This window comes from Bradyrhizobium paxllaeri, from assembly GCF_001693515.2.
GTDB classification, from domain to species: Bacteria; Pseudomonadota; Alphaproteobacteria; order Rhizobiales; family Xanthobacteraceae; genus Bradyrhizobium; species Bradyrhizobium paxllaeri.
This window is the reverse complement of the sequence record NZ_CP042968.1, coordinates 4750837-4766102: the sequence shown is the minus strand read 5'-3', so window position 1 is coordinate 4766102 and position 15266 is coordinate 4750837. Positions and strand designations below refer to the sequence as shown.

At 63.6% G+C, this 15266-nt stretch carries 14 protein-coding genes; 7 read left to right on the top strand and 7 right to left on the bottom strand.

Going from position 1 to position 15266, the window contains the following annotated elements:
• Window positions 1–20: 20 nt before the first annotated feature.
• Window positions 21–989, top strand: coding sequence for an SDR family oxidoreductase (locus tag LMTR21_RS22760; RefSeq protein WP_065750603.1), 969 nt, complete (start codon window positions 21–23; stop codon window positions 987–989).
• Between the two features lie 177 nt (window positions 990–1166).
• On the opposite strand, the gene LMTR21_RS22755 is transcribed toward LMTR21_RS22760, so the two are convergent.
• Together LMTR21_RS22755 and LMTR21_RS22750 are read right to left on the bottom strand one after the other, a co-directional pair.
• Window positions 1167–1640 carry a GcrA family cell cycle regulator gene (locus LMTR21_RS22755; protein ID WP_065750604.1) on the bottom strand — a complete coding sequence of 158 codons (474 nt, stop codon included), beginning with the start codon at window positions 1638–1640 and terminating at the stop codon, window positions 1167–1169.
• Window positions 1641–1683: 43 nt separating this feature from the next.
• Complete coding sequence (locus tag LMTR21_RS22750; RefSeq protein ID WP_057858857.1) at window positions 1684–1884, bottom strand: hypothetical protein; 201 nt, start codon at window positions 1882–1884, stop codon at window positions 1684–1686.
• A 290-nt stretch (window positions 1885–2174) separates the two neighbouring features.
• On the opposite strand from LMTR21_RS22750, the gene LMTR21_RS22745 reads away from it, so the two are divergent.
• Entirely contained in the window at window positions 2175–2522 is a 348-nt protein-coding gene (locus LMTR21_RS22745) for a GrlR family regulatory protein (RefSeq protein WP_065750605.1), read from the top strand.
• Between the two features lie 19 nt (window positions 2523–2541).
• On the opposite strand, the gene LMTR21_RS22740 is transcribed toward LMTR21_RS22745, so the two are convergent.
• Window positions 2542–3483 (bottom strand): acetamidase/formamidase family protein, encoded by a 942-nt coding sequence (locus tag LMTR21_RS22740; RefSeq protein WP_065750606.1) that lies wholly within the window; start codon window positions 3481–3483, stop codon window positions 2542–2544.
• Window positions 3484–3550: 67 nt separating this feature from the next.
• On the opposite strand from LMTR21_RS22740, the gene LMTR21_RS22735 reads away from it, so the two are divergent.
• The 3 genes from LMTR21_RS22735 to LMTR21_RS22725 all read left to right on the top strand — a co-directional run bounded on the left by LMTR21_RS22735 (window position 3551) and on the right by LMTR21_RS22725 (window position 6547).
• Window positions 3551–4357 carry a YdcF family protein gene (locus LMTR21_RS22735; protein WP_084030390.1) on the top strand — a complete coding sequence of 269 codons (807 nt, stop codon included), beginning with the start codon at window positions 3551–3553 and terminating at the stop codon, window positions 4355–4357.
• A 71-nt stretch (window positions 4358–4428) separates the two neighbouring features.
• A complete protein-coding gene (locus LMTR21_RS22730; protein ID WP_065750607.1) occupies window positions 4429–5214 on the top strand; it encodes a DUF169 domain-containing protein in 786 nt (261 codons plus the stop codon).
• Window positions 5215–5368: 154 nt separating this feature from the next.
• The gene (locus tag LMTR21_RS22725; protein WP_065750608.1) at window positions 5369–6547 is read left to right on the top strand and encodes a saccharopine dehydrogenase family protein; all 1179 of its coding nucleotides are present in this window, start codon (window positions 5369–5371) and stop codon (window positions 6545–6547) included.
• 106 nt (window positions 6548–6653) lie between these two features.
• On the opposite strand, the gene LMTR21_RS22720 is transcribed toward LMTR21_RS22725, so the two are convergent.
• A complete protein-coding gene (locus tag LMTR21_RS22720; protein WP_065750721.1) occupies window positions 6654–7862 on the bottom strand; it encodes an FAD-dependent oxidoreductase in 1209 nt (402 codons plus the stop codon).
• A 124-nt stretch (window positions 7863–7986) separates the two neighbouring features.
• Between LMTR21_RS22720 and LMTR21_RS22715 the strand changes: the two genes are divergently transcribed.
• Window positions 7987–8469, top strand: a complete 483-nt coding sequence (locus LMTR21_RS22715; RefSeq protein ID WP_141688082.1) for a MarR family winged helix-turn-helix transcriptional regulator — start codon at window positions 7987–7989, stop codon at window positions 8467–8469.
• Here the strand turns inward: LMTR21_RS22715 and LMTR21_RS22710 are convergent.
• The 3 genes from LMTR21_RS22710 to LMTR21_RS22700 all read right to left on the bottom strand — a co-directional run bounded on the left by LMTR21_RS22710 (window position 8466) and on the right by LMTR21_RS22700 (window position 12654).
• The gene (locus LMTR21_RS22710) at window positions 8466–9734 is read right to left on the bottom strand and encodes an O-antigen ligase family protein (protein ID WP_065750610.1); all 1269 of its coding nucleotides are present in this window, start codon (window positions 9732–9734) and stop codon (window positions 8466–8468) included. The two genes, LMTR21_RS22715 and LMTR21_RS22710, sit on opposite strands and share 4 nt — an antisense overlap.
• A gap of 132 nt (window positions 9735–9866) precedes the next feature.
• Window positions 9867–11381 carry an undecaprenyl-phosphate glucose phosphotransferase gene (locus tag LMTR21_RS22705; protein ID WP_065750722.1) on the bottom strand — a complete coding sequence of 505 codons (1515 nt, stop codon included), beginning with the start codon at window positions 11379–11381 and terminating at the stop codon, window positions 9867–9869.
• 139 nt (window positions 11382–11520) lie between these two features.
• On the bottom strand, window positions 11521–12654 hold the full coding sequence (locus LMTR21_RS22700) for a glycosyltransferase family 4 protein (RefSeq protein ID WP_065750723.1): 1134 nt from the start codon (window positions 12652–12654) through the stop codon (window positions 11521–11523).
• Window positions 12655–12940: 286 nt separating this feature from the next.
• Between LMTR21_RS22700 and LMTR21_RS22695 the strand changes: the two genes are divergently transcribed.
• Window positions 12941–15205: a GumC family protein gene (locus LMTR21_RS22695; RefSeq protein ID WP_065750611.1), complete on the top strand. Its 2265-nt coding sequence runs from the start codon at window positions 12941–12943 to the stop codon at window positions 15203–15205.
• Window positions 15206–15266: the final 61 nt, after the last annotated feature.

The window sequence follows — 15266 nt, the reverse complement described above, 5'->3', positions numbered from 1 at the left end:
AAACCGAGGTAAGCGTCGCGATGAAGGATTTTGCCGGAAAGTTTGCCGTGATTACTGGAGGCGGCACGGGCATGGGCCGCGAGCTCGCGCGCCAGCTGGTTGCCGAAGGCTGCAATGTCGCGATGTGCGACGTATCCGTGGAAGCGATGGCCGAGACCAAGCGCATGTGTGAAGCGGAAAAGCTGCCGCAGGGATTGCGCGTCACCACCCATGTCGCCGACGTCTCGATCGAGGCTCATCTGCAGCGCTTCCGCGACGAACTGATCGAGCAGCAAGCGACCGACAAGATCCATCTGCTGTTCAACAATGCCGGCATCGGCGGCGGCGGCAGCCTGTTCACCAATACGCGCGAGCAGTGGGAGCGTACCTTCAACATCTGCTGGGGCGGCGTCTATCTCGGGGTCCGCACCTTCCTGCCGCTGATGATGAAGGCCGACGAGGCACACATCGTGAACACATCGAGCGTCAACGGCTTCTGGGCGTCGGTTGGCCTCGGCGTACCGCATACCGCCTACAGCGCCGCCAAGTTCGCGGTGAAAGGGTTTACCGAAGCGCTGATGACGGACCTGCGGCTCAATGCGCCGCACATCAAATGCTCAGTCGTGATGCCCGGACATATCGGCACCTCGATCGTTTCCAATTCGCGCAAGATTCAGAGCGGCACCGAATCCGATGAACTCAGCCCGAATGAAATCCTGGCGACGCGCCAGCGCCTGAACGGCATGGGCATCGACACCGCGCCGATGTCGGACGCGGACATCCAGCAGATCGCGCTCGACCGCGCGCGCACTTTCCGCGAGGAGGCGCCGACCACGGCGGCGGCCGCGGCCAAGGTCATCCTCGACGGGGTCAAGGCCGAGCGCTGGCGGATCCTTGTCGGCGATGACGCCCACAAGCTCGACGAGCGGGTGCGGCAGGCCCCTGAGAAGGCCTACACGCCGGAGTTCTACAAGAGCTTTACGGAAGAAGTCGGCTGGCGGCTTGGCTAGAGCATGATCCGGAAAAGTGTGTAGCGGTTTTCCGAAAAGATCATGCTCAAACAAAAAAGCTAAAGCGGGATGACGATTCGAAGAAAAGTCATCACGCTTTAGAAGACAAGCGGTTCTGATGGAATCAGGACCGACGCTCCGCATTTTCGTGCCTTCACGGCAACTGAACGTCGCTCGTCAATAGGCGCGCGCGACGCGCTGGCGCGAGCCCGGACGGTAGGCGAGGCGGGTGTGCCCGGTGCAATAGGGCATGCCTTCCACCGGCGTGTCGCCGCAAAAGCAGAAATCTTCCGCGCCTGGCGTGCTGATCGGCCAGCGGCACCGCTGATTGCTGAGTTCGAACAGCGAGCAGCGGCGTTCGCTTGTGATCGCTACTTCCGGCAGCGGCTCCGCGTTTTCGTAGACGGCCTGCAGGATCTTGTATTGCAGGCGCGGAATGGATTTTCGGGAGCGTTCTCTGGCAGCCTTGGTGGGGCGCGGTTCCGCGCGGGCCGGGCCGCGCGTCAACTGCAGGCGGGCAAGCTTGCCGATCACGGCGTTACGGCTGACGCCGATGCTGGCCGCTATCTCGCGACAGGTGAGGCCGGCCTCAAAATGGCTCTTCAGGAGTTCGACGCGATCGGTGGTCCAGGTCGGTAGATTCGTGAGCATGTTCTCGTTTCCACATTCTGTGAAAACCGCCACGTTGTTCCCGTCAGGACGCCTTGCCGTTGTCGCGGATTGAAAGCAGCCCGTCCTTGATGGCGAGCCGAATCCCTTCCTCGATCAAAGTTCTAGCGACGCCGGGAACGCTGGTGCCGTGGGTGCCCTGTCTCACCAATCTTTCGAGATAATTGATGGTCGAGAGTGCCAACGTAACTGGAACGCGGTCGGTTTCGGCTTTTTCTGTAGCCATGACGAAACGCTAACGTGCAAAAGGGGTACTGAAAAGTATCTATTTAGACTCTATTTTGTTTTGCACACATGAGTCAAACGGCTTGTGGATAGCTCTCTATCCATTTGAAAAAATGGGCTAAAAGCGGATGCTGGGTTTGTGGATTGGCTGCGCGCCTAGAGCGCACCGCGTGCGGCGACCGTTAACGGCTGTGGCAGGCGCGGCGAAACGATCCAGCCTTGCGCCTATTTCCTGATTGCTTCCGGCCGGTGGGAATGCCGATGATGTCCGGGGATGACGGCTAGGGCGCGATGACGGTAACGAACGGCCTCTACACCATCCAGATCGAGATGACGGACGGCGGCCAGGGCCGCGCGCACGGGGTGATCGTGCTGCACGATGGCAAGGTCGCCGGCGGCGACTCGTATTTCTATTACACGGGCTCATACACCGCTGATCGCGGCAAATGGCGCGGCGAACTGATTACCAGTGAGCACACGAAATCAGCGGGCGCGCTGCCGCTGTTCGGCGGCCGCGAAGTCACCTGCGGCTTCACCGGTTCATATACCGCCGATGGCGCGCAGGTGCAGGGGACCGCATTGGTCGGAAAGACCAGCGTGTTGTTTCACGCCAGGCTGAAGCTGCGCTCTCCTTTTTGAAGCGCCGCAGATCGTCCGATCACCCGTGCACGACCGCCTTCGCGATCATGCAGTGGATGCCCTTGGAGCCGTTCACCGTCTGCGTCACGCGCAGATCGGCAGCGAGGCTGCAGAGCGTGTAGGCGTCCTCACGCGACAGATTGCGCTTCTCGCCGAGCAGCACGATCATGTCGCGCAGCGCCCGCACCACGCATTGATCGAGATCGGGGTCCATCGCCATCGTCATGTAATGATCTGACGTTTCGGCGCGGGGATAGCTGAGCCGCAGATCCTTGCGCAGCGTCAGGCGGAAGCGGCCCTGCAGCGCGGTCTCGATGGCGGTGACGCAGACTTCGCCATCGCCCTGCACACCATGGCCGTCGCCGCAGGAGAACAGCGCGCCCGGCACGAACACCGGCAGATACAGTTTGGCACCGGCGCCGAGTTCCTTGTTGTCGAGATTGCCGCCCATCGCGCGCGGGATCAGCGAGGTGATGCGGCCCCAGGCGGGCGGCGGCGCCACGCCCATCACGCCGAAGAACGGCTTGAGCGGCAGATCGAGCCCCCACGGCATCCGGCCGACCATCCGGTCGCGATCGAGCGGAATGTTCAGGATTCGCGTCTCGTGGAAATCGTCGGGCAGGGTGCCCGCCAGCGGACGGATCAGATTGTAGCCCCAGTCCTGCCGGAGCTGGACGTCGATGATGTCGACCTCCAGAACATCGCCGGGCTCCGCGCCTTCCACAGCGACCGGCCCGGTGAGAATGTGGCCGGGCAGCATGCGCTCGCTTCGCGCGTGAATGTCAGCAAGCTCGGGAGGGACGTGAAACTTGTTTCGGTCCGGTACCACGTCCGGACCGCCGGTCACGGTGTCGATCGTGACTTCATCGCCGCTGGCGATGGTCAGGACCGATTTCAATTTGGCTTCGAAGAAGCCCCAATGGCAGGTTTCGGGGCTGGAATGCAGGTGATGGTGGGACATGAGGAGGGCTTTTGATTGCTGTAATGGCGTCGTATGACGCTGTACCAGACATTCTCAGAGGCTTCCCTTGTTTTTTGCCCTCTCCAAGACGATCGGCTTCCTGCTGTTGCCGACGAATTTTCTGATCGGCATGGGCTTCGTCGGCGCCATCCTGATGTTTACCCGCTTTGCATCGCTCGGCCGCAAGCTGGTGATCGCAGCCGTTCTGCTGCTGATCATTTGCGGGCTGTCGCCGCTCGGGAACCTGCTGCTCTATCCGCTGGAGCAGCGCTTTCCGCCATGGGAAGCCGGCAGCGCGGCGCCGCCTGACGGCATCATCGTGCTTGGCGGATCGATCGAGGCAGATCTTTCCGTTGCGCATGATACGCCGGTGGTGCGCAGCTCGCCCGACCGCATGATCGCGGCCGCGGCGCTGGCTCACCGCTATCCGAAGGCGCGCATCGTATTTTCCGGCGGCAGCGCGAAACTGATTTCGAACGATGCCAGGGAAGCTGATTTCGCCGGCACCATTTTCGAGAGCCTCGGCATCGACAAATCGCGGCTGATCATGGAGAGGGCTTCGCGCAACACGCAGGAGAACGCGGAATTCTCCAAGGCGCTGCTTGCGCCGAAGGACGGCGAGCGCTGGCTGCTGGTGACGTCGGCGTTCCATATGCCGCGATCGGTCGGCCTGTTCAGGAAGGCGGGATTTGCAGTCGAACCCTATCCCGTCGACTGGCGCGTCGGGAAGCGCGCGGACGTGCTGAATTTCACCAACGTCGCTCTGGACGGGCTGGGACGGGTGGACATGGCGGTACGCGAATGGATGGGGCTCATTGCCTACCGCGCCACCGGCAAGATCGATGATCTGCTGCCGGGGCCAGCATCGAAGTAGAAGCGGGCAACCGGCCGGGCTACAATCGAGATGCAGGCGCCGTTCAGCGCGCTGATTTGGGAGTTGACGGCATGCAACAGCAGACACCGCCGGAAGCGTTCGATCTGGCCGGCATGGTGGCCGATCTGAACAGCCTGCTCCGGCTGAAGACGACGGTGATCGGCATCAAGATGTTTGCCAGCGTCGAGGAGATGACCGCGATCCCGAAAATCCGGCGTCCCTCGGCGGTGCATACCACCGACCAGATCGTCAGCATGGCTTCGCGGCTCGGCTGGACCGTCGGTATCACCGGCGAAGATCTCGTCGGCGCGCAATGCCGCGCCGTGATCGGTCTGGCGCCAAGGGACGAAAAGTGGCTCGCCGGTGAAAACTACGTCGGCGTCTGGCACGGCACGGCGGAGGACGCGCGCAAGCGTCAGGAAGCGCTCGATGTCGTGCCGTTCGGTCAATACCAGGCGATGGCGGTGAGCCCGCTCACCAGCGGCCGGCTCAACCCGCCGGATATTTGTCTGGTCTACGCCACGCCCGGGCAGATGATTATTCTCATCAACGGCCTGCAATATACCGGTTACAAGAAGTTCGAATGGGGCGTGGTCGGCGAGACCGCCTGCGCCGATTCCTGGGGCAGGGCGCTGAAGACCGGCGAGCCGAGCCTGTCGCTGCCGTGCTTTGCCGAGCGGCGCTATGGCGGCGTGCCCGACGAGGAGATGCTGATGGCGCTCAAGCCGGAGCATCTCGCCAAGGCCATTGTGGGGATGAAGCAACTCGCAAAGAACGGCCTGCGCTATCCGATCGCGCCCTACGGCATCCAGGCCGACGTGCGCGCCGGAATGGGCGTGTCGTACGGGAAGAAATAGGCGCAACCGTCATTGCCTGCGACAAACGTGAAGCGTTTGTGCAAAGGAGCAACGCGACGAAGCAATCCAGTTCAACGCGCCGAGATTATGGATTGCTTCGCTGAGCTCGCAATGACAAAAGGGCCTAAATGCGTTTCTGCAGGAAACCCCGCTCATGTCTTCGTCGAAATTCGACATCGTCGTCTACGGCGCCACCGGCTTCACCGGCCAGCTCGTCGCCGAATATCTCGCCGAGCGTTACACGGGCGACGCGACGCTGAAATGGGCGATGGCCGGGCGCAGCAAGGACAAGCTCGCTTCCGTCCGTGACGCGATCGGTGCGCCCAAGGATACGCCGCTGATCGTGGCCGATGCCGGCGATCCCGCGTCGCTGAAGGCGATGGTCGGCCAGGCGAGGTGCGTCATCAGCACGGTCGGTCCGTACCAACTCTACGGTAACGAACTGATCGCAGCCTGCGTCGAGGTCGGCACCGACTATGTCGATCTCTGCGGCGAGCCGATCTGGATGCGTCAGATGATCGACAAGCACGAGGCCGCGGCGAAGGCGAGCGGTGCGCGCATCGTGTTTTCCTGCGGATTCGATTCCGTGCCGTTCGAACTCGGCGCGTTCTTCGTGCAAGAGGAGGCGAAGCGCGCGTTCGGCGCGCCGGCACTGCGCGTCAAGGGCCGCGTGCGCAACATGCGCGGCACGCTTTCCGGCGGCACGGCGGCGAGCGCCAAGGCGACCTTCGACGCGGTCGCCAAAGATCTCAGCCTGGTCGCCATCCTCAATGATCCATTCGCGCTGACGCCGGGCTTCACCGGCCCGAAGCAGCCGCGCGGTAACAAGCCCGCTTACGAAGAAGACATGCAATCCTGGACGGCGCCGTTCATGATGGCCCTGATCAACACGCGCAACGTCCACCGCTCCAACATGCTGATGGGCTTCCCGTACGGCCGCGACTTCATCTATGACGAGATGGTGCTGACCGGGCCCGGCGAGAAGGGCGAGGCCAACGCCAAGCTGGTGATGGCGGCCAACACCGAAAAGACCGGCCCCAACGCGCCGAAGCCAGGCGAGGGGCCGTCAAAGGAAGAGCGCGAGAACGGGCTCTACGATCTGCTTTATGTCGCGATTGCGCCCGACGGCCGGCAGGTCCGCGCCGCGGTGAAGGGCGATCGCGATCCCGGCTACGGCTCGACCTCGAAGATGATTTCCGAATGCGCGATCTGCCTGCTGCGCGATACGCCTGACGTGCCGGCCGGCTTCTGGACGCCGGGCGCAGCGATGCAGCACAAGCTGATCAAGCGCCTGGTCGATCACGCGGGCCTGACGTTCACGGTTGAATCGTAGGGTGGGCAAAGCGCAGCGTGCCCACCATCACGGGCGCGGTCGTGGATAGATGGTGGGCACGGCGCTTGCGCGCCTTTGTCCACCCTACGCCACCGCGTCGCGACCGCTACGCCGCCCGCGGATCGTAAGCGTACATCCAGTCCATTCCCTTGGCCGTGATCGGCAACAGCAGCTTCAACATACGATCGCGAATCCATGCGCCGGTGGCGCTGAACTCGCGCTTGCTGTTGCCGTTGCGGCGGGCCAGCGCGACGATCTTCTCGGCGCGGGGGCGGCGTTCGGTCTCGAATCGCTGGAAGGTCAGGCCAAGCTCCTGCTTGTCCTGCATCAGCCGGCCGAGCCGCATGGCGTCTTCGAGCGCGAGCGAGGCGCCCTGGCCGGCGTGCGGGCTGGTGGCGTGCGCGGCGTCGCCGATCAGGAGCGTGCGCTGGCGCGACCATGTCGGCAGCGTCGCAACGTCGAGCGTCGCCGTCACCACGATATTTTCGGCCGCGTCCAGAATCCGCGGTATCGGATCGTGCCAGCCGGCATGGAAATCGAGCAAATGCCGCTTGATCGCGTCCTGGCTCATGGCGCGAAACGCCGTCGCGTCGACGCGGTGCGAAGAAGGCTGGGTGCTCCACCACATCACGCTGTCGTTCTCATCGGAGCTGCAAAAGCCGTAGCCGAAGAAACCGCTCTGCCCAAAGGTCGTCACCACGCGTTGGCCGATCGGCGCATCTGCGATCGCCGTGCGCGGGACGAAGCCACCGAAGCCGATCAGCCCGGTGTCGAACGGTTTTGGGCCATCCGGAATCACATGCGCCCGCACCGCCGAGTGCACGCCATCGGCCCCGATCACGAAATCGCCCTCGGCCATGGTGCCGTCGGCGAAATGCGCAACCACCGGCCTGTCGGCGCGATCCTCGATGGCGACCAGCCGCTTCTCGAAACGCAGTTCAACGTTCTCGCACCAGGCCTTGTTGATCAGCATTTCGTTCAGCGTGGCGCGGCACATGTTCACTGCCGGCTGGCCGAAGCGCTGCCGCATGTTCTGGTTGACCGAACAGAGGCGGGCGCCGGATTGGGAATGGAAATCGAAGGATTCCGCGATCGATCCGCGACGGATCATCTCATCGGCCAAGCCGATCTCGGCCAGCACATGCATGCCGTTCGGCGCGATCTGCAGGCCACCTCCGATGCCGGTCGAATAGGGCCACGCCTCGAACAGCTCGGCGCCGATGCCGGCCTTCTTCAGGAAGATCGCCGTCACTGGCCCTGCGATGCCGCCGCCGATGACTAGCGCCTTGGGTCGTCCTGTGGGGCGTCCGCTCATGCCTTGCTCCATGCGTGCGTGAAGTGATAGGAACGTACAGTCGCTAATTATCTTAGTTACTAAGATACATATCGACTAAGAGAGAGGGTTGGCTTTGTCAAGGGCGAAGGCGCGGGCTGCGCTGATGCAGGAACTCGAACACGCGCTGCGGCGCTCGTCGGCGCAGGGCGTCATTTTCGGGCAAACGGTGGCCAATACGGTCGGAATTTCAGGCTCCGACCTCGAATGTCTCGACTTCCTCAACCTGGAAGGCCGGGTGACGGCCGGGCGGCTCGCCGAGGTGACCGGGTTGACCACCGGCGCCATTACCGGCGTCGTCGACCGGCTGGAGAAAGCGGGCCTTGTCCGCCGCGAGCGTGATCCTGCCGATCGCCGCAAGGTGTTCATCGCCATCGTGCCGGAGAACCTCGCCAGGATCGGGCGGTTCTACGAACACATGCATCGCGGCATGGTCAAACTCTGGGAGTCCTATTCGGACGCCGAGTTGAAATTGCTGCTGGAGTTCGCGACCAGGGGCTATGAGACGATGCTTGCGGCGACCGAAGAACTGAAGTCGATGGTCGAGGCGCCGAAGCCAAAGCCCGCAAAGAAGGGCAAGCGGTCCTAGGACGGTTTCGCGGCCGCCATGAGTACCGGATCGTTGTCGGCATTCCAGCGTTCGGCCGCGACGAACATGCCCCACATCGTGCCCAGCATCAGCCAGAAATGCCGCCAGTGGTCGGTATCGATGATGAAGCTCTCGCCGACCGTGCCGAGGAAGGCCGCGAAGATGGCCAGATAGATCGGCTGCCAGGGCACGCGGACGAAGACGTAGCGGAAGCTCGTCAGCACCGTGACGAAGACCAGCGCCGGATAGCAGACGCCGGAGAGCCAGCCGCCCGACATGAACGCGTTCAGGTAGGAATTGTGGGTGTCTTCGGGAAAGAAGCGGTTGAACTGCAGCGGGCCGATGCCGAATGGCAGCCCAAGCGCCATCTCGGCGCCGAGGACATGCCGGCCGAAACGGCCGAAGCGGCCTCCGTCGTAGCTCTGATCGAAGCTGGCGCGCTGCTTGAATAGCTGCGCGACCGAATCGAGCGATAGCAGCACTGCGACCAGCGCCGCCGCGATGACGGCGGCGACGAGCGCGATTACGATGATCCGGGAGCGCTGCGCCTGCGAACGGCTGGTCAGCACCATCAGCGCGAGCATAACGGCGGCCGTAACAATCAGTTGGCCCCAGGCGGCGCGCGAAAACGAAAGCAGGATAGCCAGCGATATGATGCCGAACGCCATCGCGCTGCGGAGCGCCTTACCGATCTTGTCCGTGACGACGCTTTGCAGCGCGAGCAGCGCCGGCAGGATCAGGAACGCGCCGTACACGTTGGGATCCTTGAACGTGCCGCGGGCGCGGTCATACAGCGTCAGCAGGTCGCGCCCGCCGGGGACGAGATTGAAGTAGCCGGCGATGCCCGCGAGCGACGCAATCACAGCGCCGACGACCAGGCCGCGACGGAGCATGTCGAGCCGCACTGTCGTGTCCTCCGAGATGACCATCGCGAAGAGGATGACCGTGATCGCCATGTACCAGGAGGTCGCGATCCAGTTTGGGACATTGGGACGGTCCATGACGGCGACCGCGCTGATGCTGTAGCCGATATTGACCAGGAACAGGAGCAGCAGCAGCGGCACGAACACCAGCCGCATCCGCAAGCCGGTTGCGAAGAAGACCACGGTGGCGGCAAGCGTCGCCAGCTCATAGGGCGAAGGTTCAATGAAGACGATGGCGCCGGATGCCCCGACCAGCCACACCAGCGCGCGCTGCAGCGCCAGCACGCCGGGCGCGGCCGTCGTCGATGATAGGGAATCCCCGGCTGTCGCCGCATACGCCATTACGCACTCACGCAACTCAACTAACTACAGCGTCACCACCGCGCGTCATTGCGAGGAGCGAAGCGACGAAGCAATCCATCTATCCCGGTGCCGCGCGATGGATTGCTTCGCTGCGCTCGCAATGACGCGGGCTCAATACGCGTTCTCGCTCTTGGTCATCAGCGCGATCGGCGTCTTCAAGAGAATGTAGAGATCGAACAGCACCGACCAGTTCTCGATGTAATAGAGATCGAACTCGACGCGCTTCTGGATCTTCTCGTCGGTGTCGACCTCGCCGCGCCAGCCGTTGATCTGCGCCCAGCCGGTGATGCCCGGCTTGACGCGGTGGCGGGCGAAATAGCCGTCGACGGCCTCGTCGAACAGTCGGCTCTGCAGCTTGCCCTGCACGGCGTGCGGCCGGGGGCCGACCAGCGACAAATTGCTCTTGAACACGACGTTGAAGAGCTGCGGCAGCTCGTCGAGGCTGGTCTTGCGGATGAATCGCCCGACGCGGGTGACGCGCGGATCGTTCTTGGTCACGACCTTCGAAGCGGTTGGGTCGGCCTGATGGTGATACATCGAACGGAACTTGAAGACGTCGATGCGCTCATTGTTGAAACCGAACCGCTTCTGGCGGAACAGCACCGGGCCGGGGCTGTCGAGCTTGACGGCGAGCGCGACCAGGCCCATCACCGGCAGCGCCAGCACCAGGATGACGAAGCCAACGACGTGGTCGAACAGCCACTTCATCACCAGATCCCAGTCGGTGATCGGCGCCTCGAACACGTCCAGCGTCGGCACCTCGCCGAGATAGGAATAGGAGCGGGGACGGAAGCGCAGCTTGTTGGTATGCGCTGAAAGGCGGATATCCACCGGCAGCACCCAGAGCTTCTTCAGCATGTCGAGAATGCGCGTCTCGGCCGAGATCGGCAGCGCGAACAGCACGAGATCGATCCGGGTGCGACGGGCGAATTCGACGATGTCGTCGACTTTGCCGAGCTTCGGACTGCCGGCGCAGGTGTCCATCGCGCGGTCGTCGTTGCGGTCGTCGAACACGCCGAGCACTTCGATATCGGAATCGTCCTGGGTCTTGAGCGCCTGGACAAGCTCTTCGCCGTTCTGGTCCGCGCCCACGATGATGGTGCGGCGATCGAGCCGGCCCTGACGCGCCCAGCTGCGCACCAGCGAGCGCAGGACCAGGCGCTGGGCCAGCAGCGCGGTGAGACCTGTGAGGAAAAACGCCGTGAGCCAGAGCCGCGAAATCTCGCTGCCGAGCTTGACGATGAAGGAGGCGCCGATGAACAGCAGGAACACGAACGCCCAGGATGAAATCATCCGGGTCATCTGGCGAAGGTGGCCGCGGAATAGCTGCACCTGGTAGATGTCGGCGGCCTGGAAGCAGATCACCGCCGTTGCCGCCACGCCGAAGATCGCCGCGAGAAACTCCCAGTAGAAACCGCTGAGCGGGACGGCATATCCGAAATAGAGCGCGATGCCGATCGCGCCGAGCATCGCGAAGTCGATGGCGCGAACCACGCCTGCGATCACGATCGGCGAATAGGCGCGGCCGACTTTCTGATTGGCGACGGCGAGCGCCGCCGGCGACAACCTCCGGCGCCGTTCGACCGGCGGCCGATCGGCGCTGGCGGTCGCCGCGGCATCGAGCATCGAGCGTGCGTTGATCGGTTCCACTGTCCTCATCCCGTTCTTGAGCAGGCACATAAGAACGTGCCCGCCGGTGCGGAATTCCCCCACACCACGGCTTACGGGACAAATCGGAAGAAACAGTTACGTTGGTAAAAAACGGTTAACGATTGGCAAACGCGTCACGGTAGCCGGCAAAAACTCCCTCGACCATCGCCTTCTGCGAAAAATGCATGAAGATTCGTTCGCGCAGCGATTGGGCCCGCGCCTCGGTCGCAGACGGATCCTCCAGCGCGGCTTTAATGGCATCGGCCATCGCCGCAGCGTTGCTGGGCGCGAACAGGGCGTCGCCATGCTCGCCGAAAATCTCGGGAATGCCGCCGATCTTGGCGGCGACCATCGGAATGCCGGCAGCCGCCGCCTCGATCACGACATAGGGCATCGAATCGCCGCGGGAGGGAACCACCAGCAGCGAGCCCTTGGAGAATCCGTAGCGCGCCTTGACGTGGCCGATGAACCGCACGGCGTCGCCGAGGCCGAGTTCCTGCACCCGGGCTTTCAGGCTTTCGCTTTCCTCGCCGTCACCGGCGAGCGTGAGCGTCACCTGCCGACCGCCGGCGCGCAGCCGCGCCACCGCGTCGATCAGGAGGTCGGCGCCCTTGATGTGCCGGAACTCGCCGACATAGATCAGGTCGGTGGCGTCCTCGGCTTTGGTGACGGGATCGAATTCACTGGCAGTGACGCCGTTGAACACGCATCGCACCAGTCCCTTCGGTGTGCCGATGGTGCGTTGATAGGTGTTCCGCGCGAACGCGCTTTCGAACAGGAACAGGTCGGTATCGTTCATCAGCGCGCGCTCGACGCGGGCGTAGATGTTGCCCTTCAGCGTCGACAGCGGATAGTGCAGCGAACCGCCATGCGGGGTGTAGACCCGGATCCTGTCGCGGGACGCGGTCCTCAAGCGCATGAAGGTCCCCGCCTTGGCGCCGTGACCATGCAGCACGTCCGGTTTCAGTTCGCGGATCATGCGCTGGAACCGGGCCCATACCACAACATCGGTCGGAAGCGGTTCGCGGCGAATGGCGGTGCGGTGAACGCCGAGCTTGAGACGCGGGGCGATTTCCGCCAGCGCCTGTTCGGCGCGTTCGCCGCCGGTGAGGCTGTCGGCGATGATGCCGACGTGATGACCGCGGTCCGCCTGGCCGTTGGCGAGGTCGAGGATGTGGCGAAAAATGCCGCCAACCGGCGCACGCGTGGCGTGCAGAATACGAAGCGGCTGACCGTCAACGACAGGCATCGAGACCGCCTTCAGATGCGACCGATACCTGCGTGGTCCGAGCGATGCAGCCCGCATACGCCAGCGAAGCAACCAGACATGGCATTGGGGCGAGCACGCCTCGCATTACGGGAATCCTGGAAAACTATTCCGCGATTAAGGGTGTGGATGGTTAACAAAAAATGACCTGATGCGCGAGGGGCGGCGTTTGGGCGCGCGTGCAGGGCGAATTAACCCAGCGGCAACCATAATGAAGTGTAATCGCGCCGGTCGAGCGGACCGATCGTTGTGTCCGCGGGAGTGTGCGATGCGTTTGGCGTTCTGGCGTGCAGGCAAGGATAAGCCGGTGGTGCAGCGGGCGGTAACAAAGCCTGTGCCGGCGGCTCGAAAGCCTGTCGCCGCATCCTATTCCGGCGATCTCGATCTGCATGCGCTTGGTCAGGCGCTGCTGCGCAAGCGAGGCTGGATCATTATCCCGACGGTGCTGGCGCTCGTATTGTCGCTTGTCGCCGTCAATATGATTACCCCTCGGTTCAAGTCGGAAGTGCGCATCCTGGTCGACGGCCGCGAGAACGTGTTCCTGCGGCCGACCGGAGAACGCAACGAGGAGCGCAGCGCGCTCGACGCTGAAGCGGTGACCAGCCAGGTGCAACTCGTGCAGTCGCGCGACCTTGCCCGCGAGATCATCAGGAAGAACAAGCTTGCCGAACTCCCCGAATTCGATCCGGTGTTGCGCGGTTTTTCGCCGATCAAGTCGCTGCTGACTCTGGTCGGCATCGGCCGCGACCCGTTCTCGCTGACGCCGGAAGAGCGGGTGCTGGAAGCCTATTACGAGCGCTTCACGGCCTATGTGGTCGACAAATCCCGCGTCATCGTCGTCGAATTCCAGTCGCGCGATCCCGAACTCGCAGCACGCGTCGCCAATTCGATCGCGGAAGGGTATCTGGTGTTGCAGCAGGACGCGCGGCAGCAGCAGGCGAAGTCGGCCGGGCAGTGGCTGTCGGGTGAAATCGAACAGCTGCGCAAGAAGGTGGCCGAATCCGAATCCCGCGTCGAGGACTTCCGCTCCAAGTCCAGTCTCTTTGTCGGCACCAACAACACCACGCTGTCCAATCAGCAGATGGGCGAGATCAATACGCAGTTGAACAACGCCCGCGCATTGAAGTCGGACGCGGAGTCCAAGGCCCGGCTGATCCGGGAGATGCTGCAAAGCGGCCAGCCGATCGAGGCGTCCGAGGTGCTCAATTCCGAACTGATCCGCAGGCTCTCCGAGCAGCGGGTAACGCTGCGCGCCCAGCTTGCCGAGCAATCGTCGACGCTGCTTGGCGGCCATCCGCGCATCAAGGAGTTGAAGGCGCAGCTCGCCGATCTCGATCGCCAACTGCGCGAGGAGGCGGGCAAGGTGTCGCGCTCGCTGGACAATGATGCGCGCATTGCCGGGGGCCGGGTCGAGGGCCTGATGAACAGTCTCGACCAATTGAAGAAGCAAGCCTCCTCCAACAACGGCCAGGACGTGCAGCTCCGCGCGCTCGAGCGCGAGGCCAAGGCGCAGCGCGACCTCCTGGAAACCTATCTCGCCAAATACCGCGAAGCCGCCGCCCGCGAGAATATCGAGGCGGCCCCGGCCGATGGCCGCATCATCTCCCGCGCCACCGTTTCCAACACGCCGGCCTATCCGAAGAAGCTGCCGATCGTGCTGATCGCGACGCTGGCGACCTTGCTGCTGACGTCAGGTGCGATTGCGACCGGCGAATTGCTGCGCATGACCGCGCCGCGGCCGCGCGATGCGGTCGTGCCGGAGGTTGCGCGCGAGATTGCGCCCGACATCGTCATGGCTCCAACGCCGGAACCGGTGCGTGCGCCGGCCATCGCGCCGGAGCTTCCCATCGAGGGAGACCACCTTCTCGAGCCTGTGTTGCACGAGCCTCGCGTAGACGCTCCCCGCATGAATGTTGCGGCGGCGGCAGCGGACGGCGAGATCGAGCAGCTGGCCGATGCGCTGGTTGACGCCGGCGCCGCGACGCGGAAGGTGACCGTGCTCGGCAGCGCATCGAGCGAGAGCATCACGCTGACTGCGTTGACGCTGGCGCGGCTGATGGCGCAGCAGGCGAAAGTCGTGGTCGTCGATCTCGTCGCGTTGTCGCCGGCAATCGTGGCAGCGTCGGCCGATCCGGTCGCGCCCGGGCTCGCCGAACTGATGCAGGGCGAAGCCTCGTTCACGCAGATCATCACCAAGGACCGGCAGTCGCGCGCGCATCTCGTCAGCGCCGGACGCCCGGGCTTCGACCGCGCGCAGCTCCAGTCGCCGCGGCTGACGCTGGCGATCGACGCGCTGCTGCGGGTTTATGACCATGTCGTTCTGGATGCAGGCACCGCCTCCGATCTGCCGGCCGAATTGCTGACGTCGCGGGCGCGGGCGATCGTGGTGCCCGACGCATCGATGGCGCAGGACGCGCGCGCGTCGATGTGCGATCAGCTCAGGGCGGTCGGCTTCTCCGAGGTGACGATGCTGAGCAAGCCGTGCCAGCCGTCGGACGCCGTCGAGCCGAGCCCGCGCGTGGTCGCGGCATAAGAGGTTTCGTAGGGTGGGCAAAGCGTAAGCGTGCCCACCATCAACAGCATGGAATCTGATA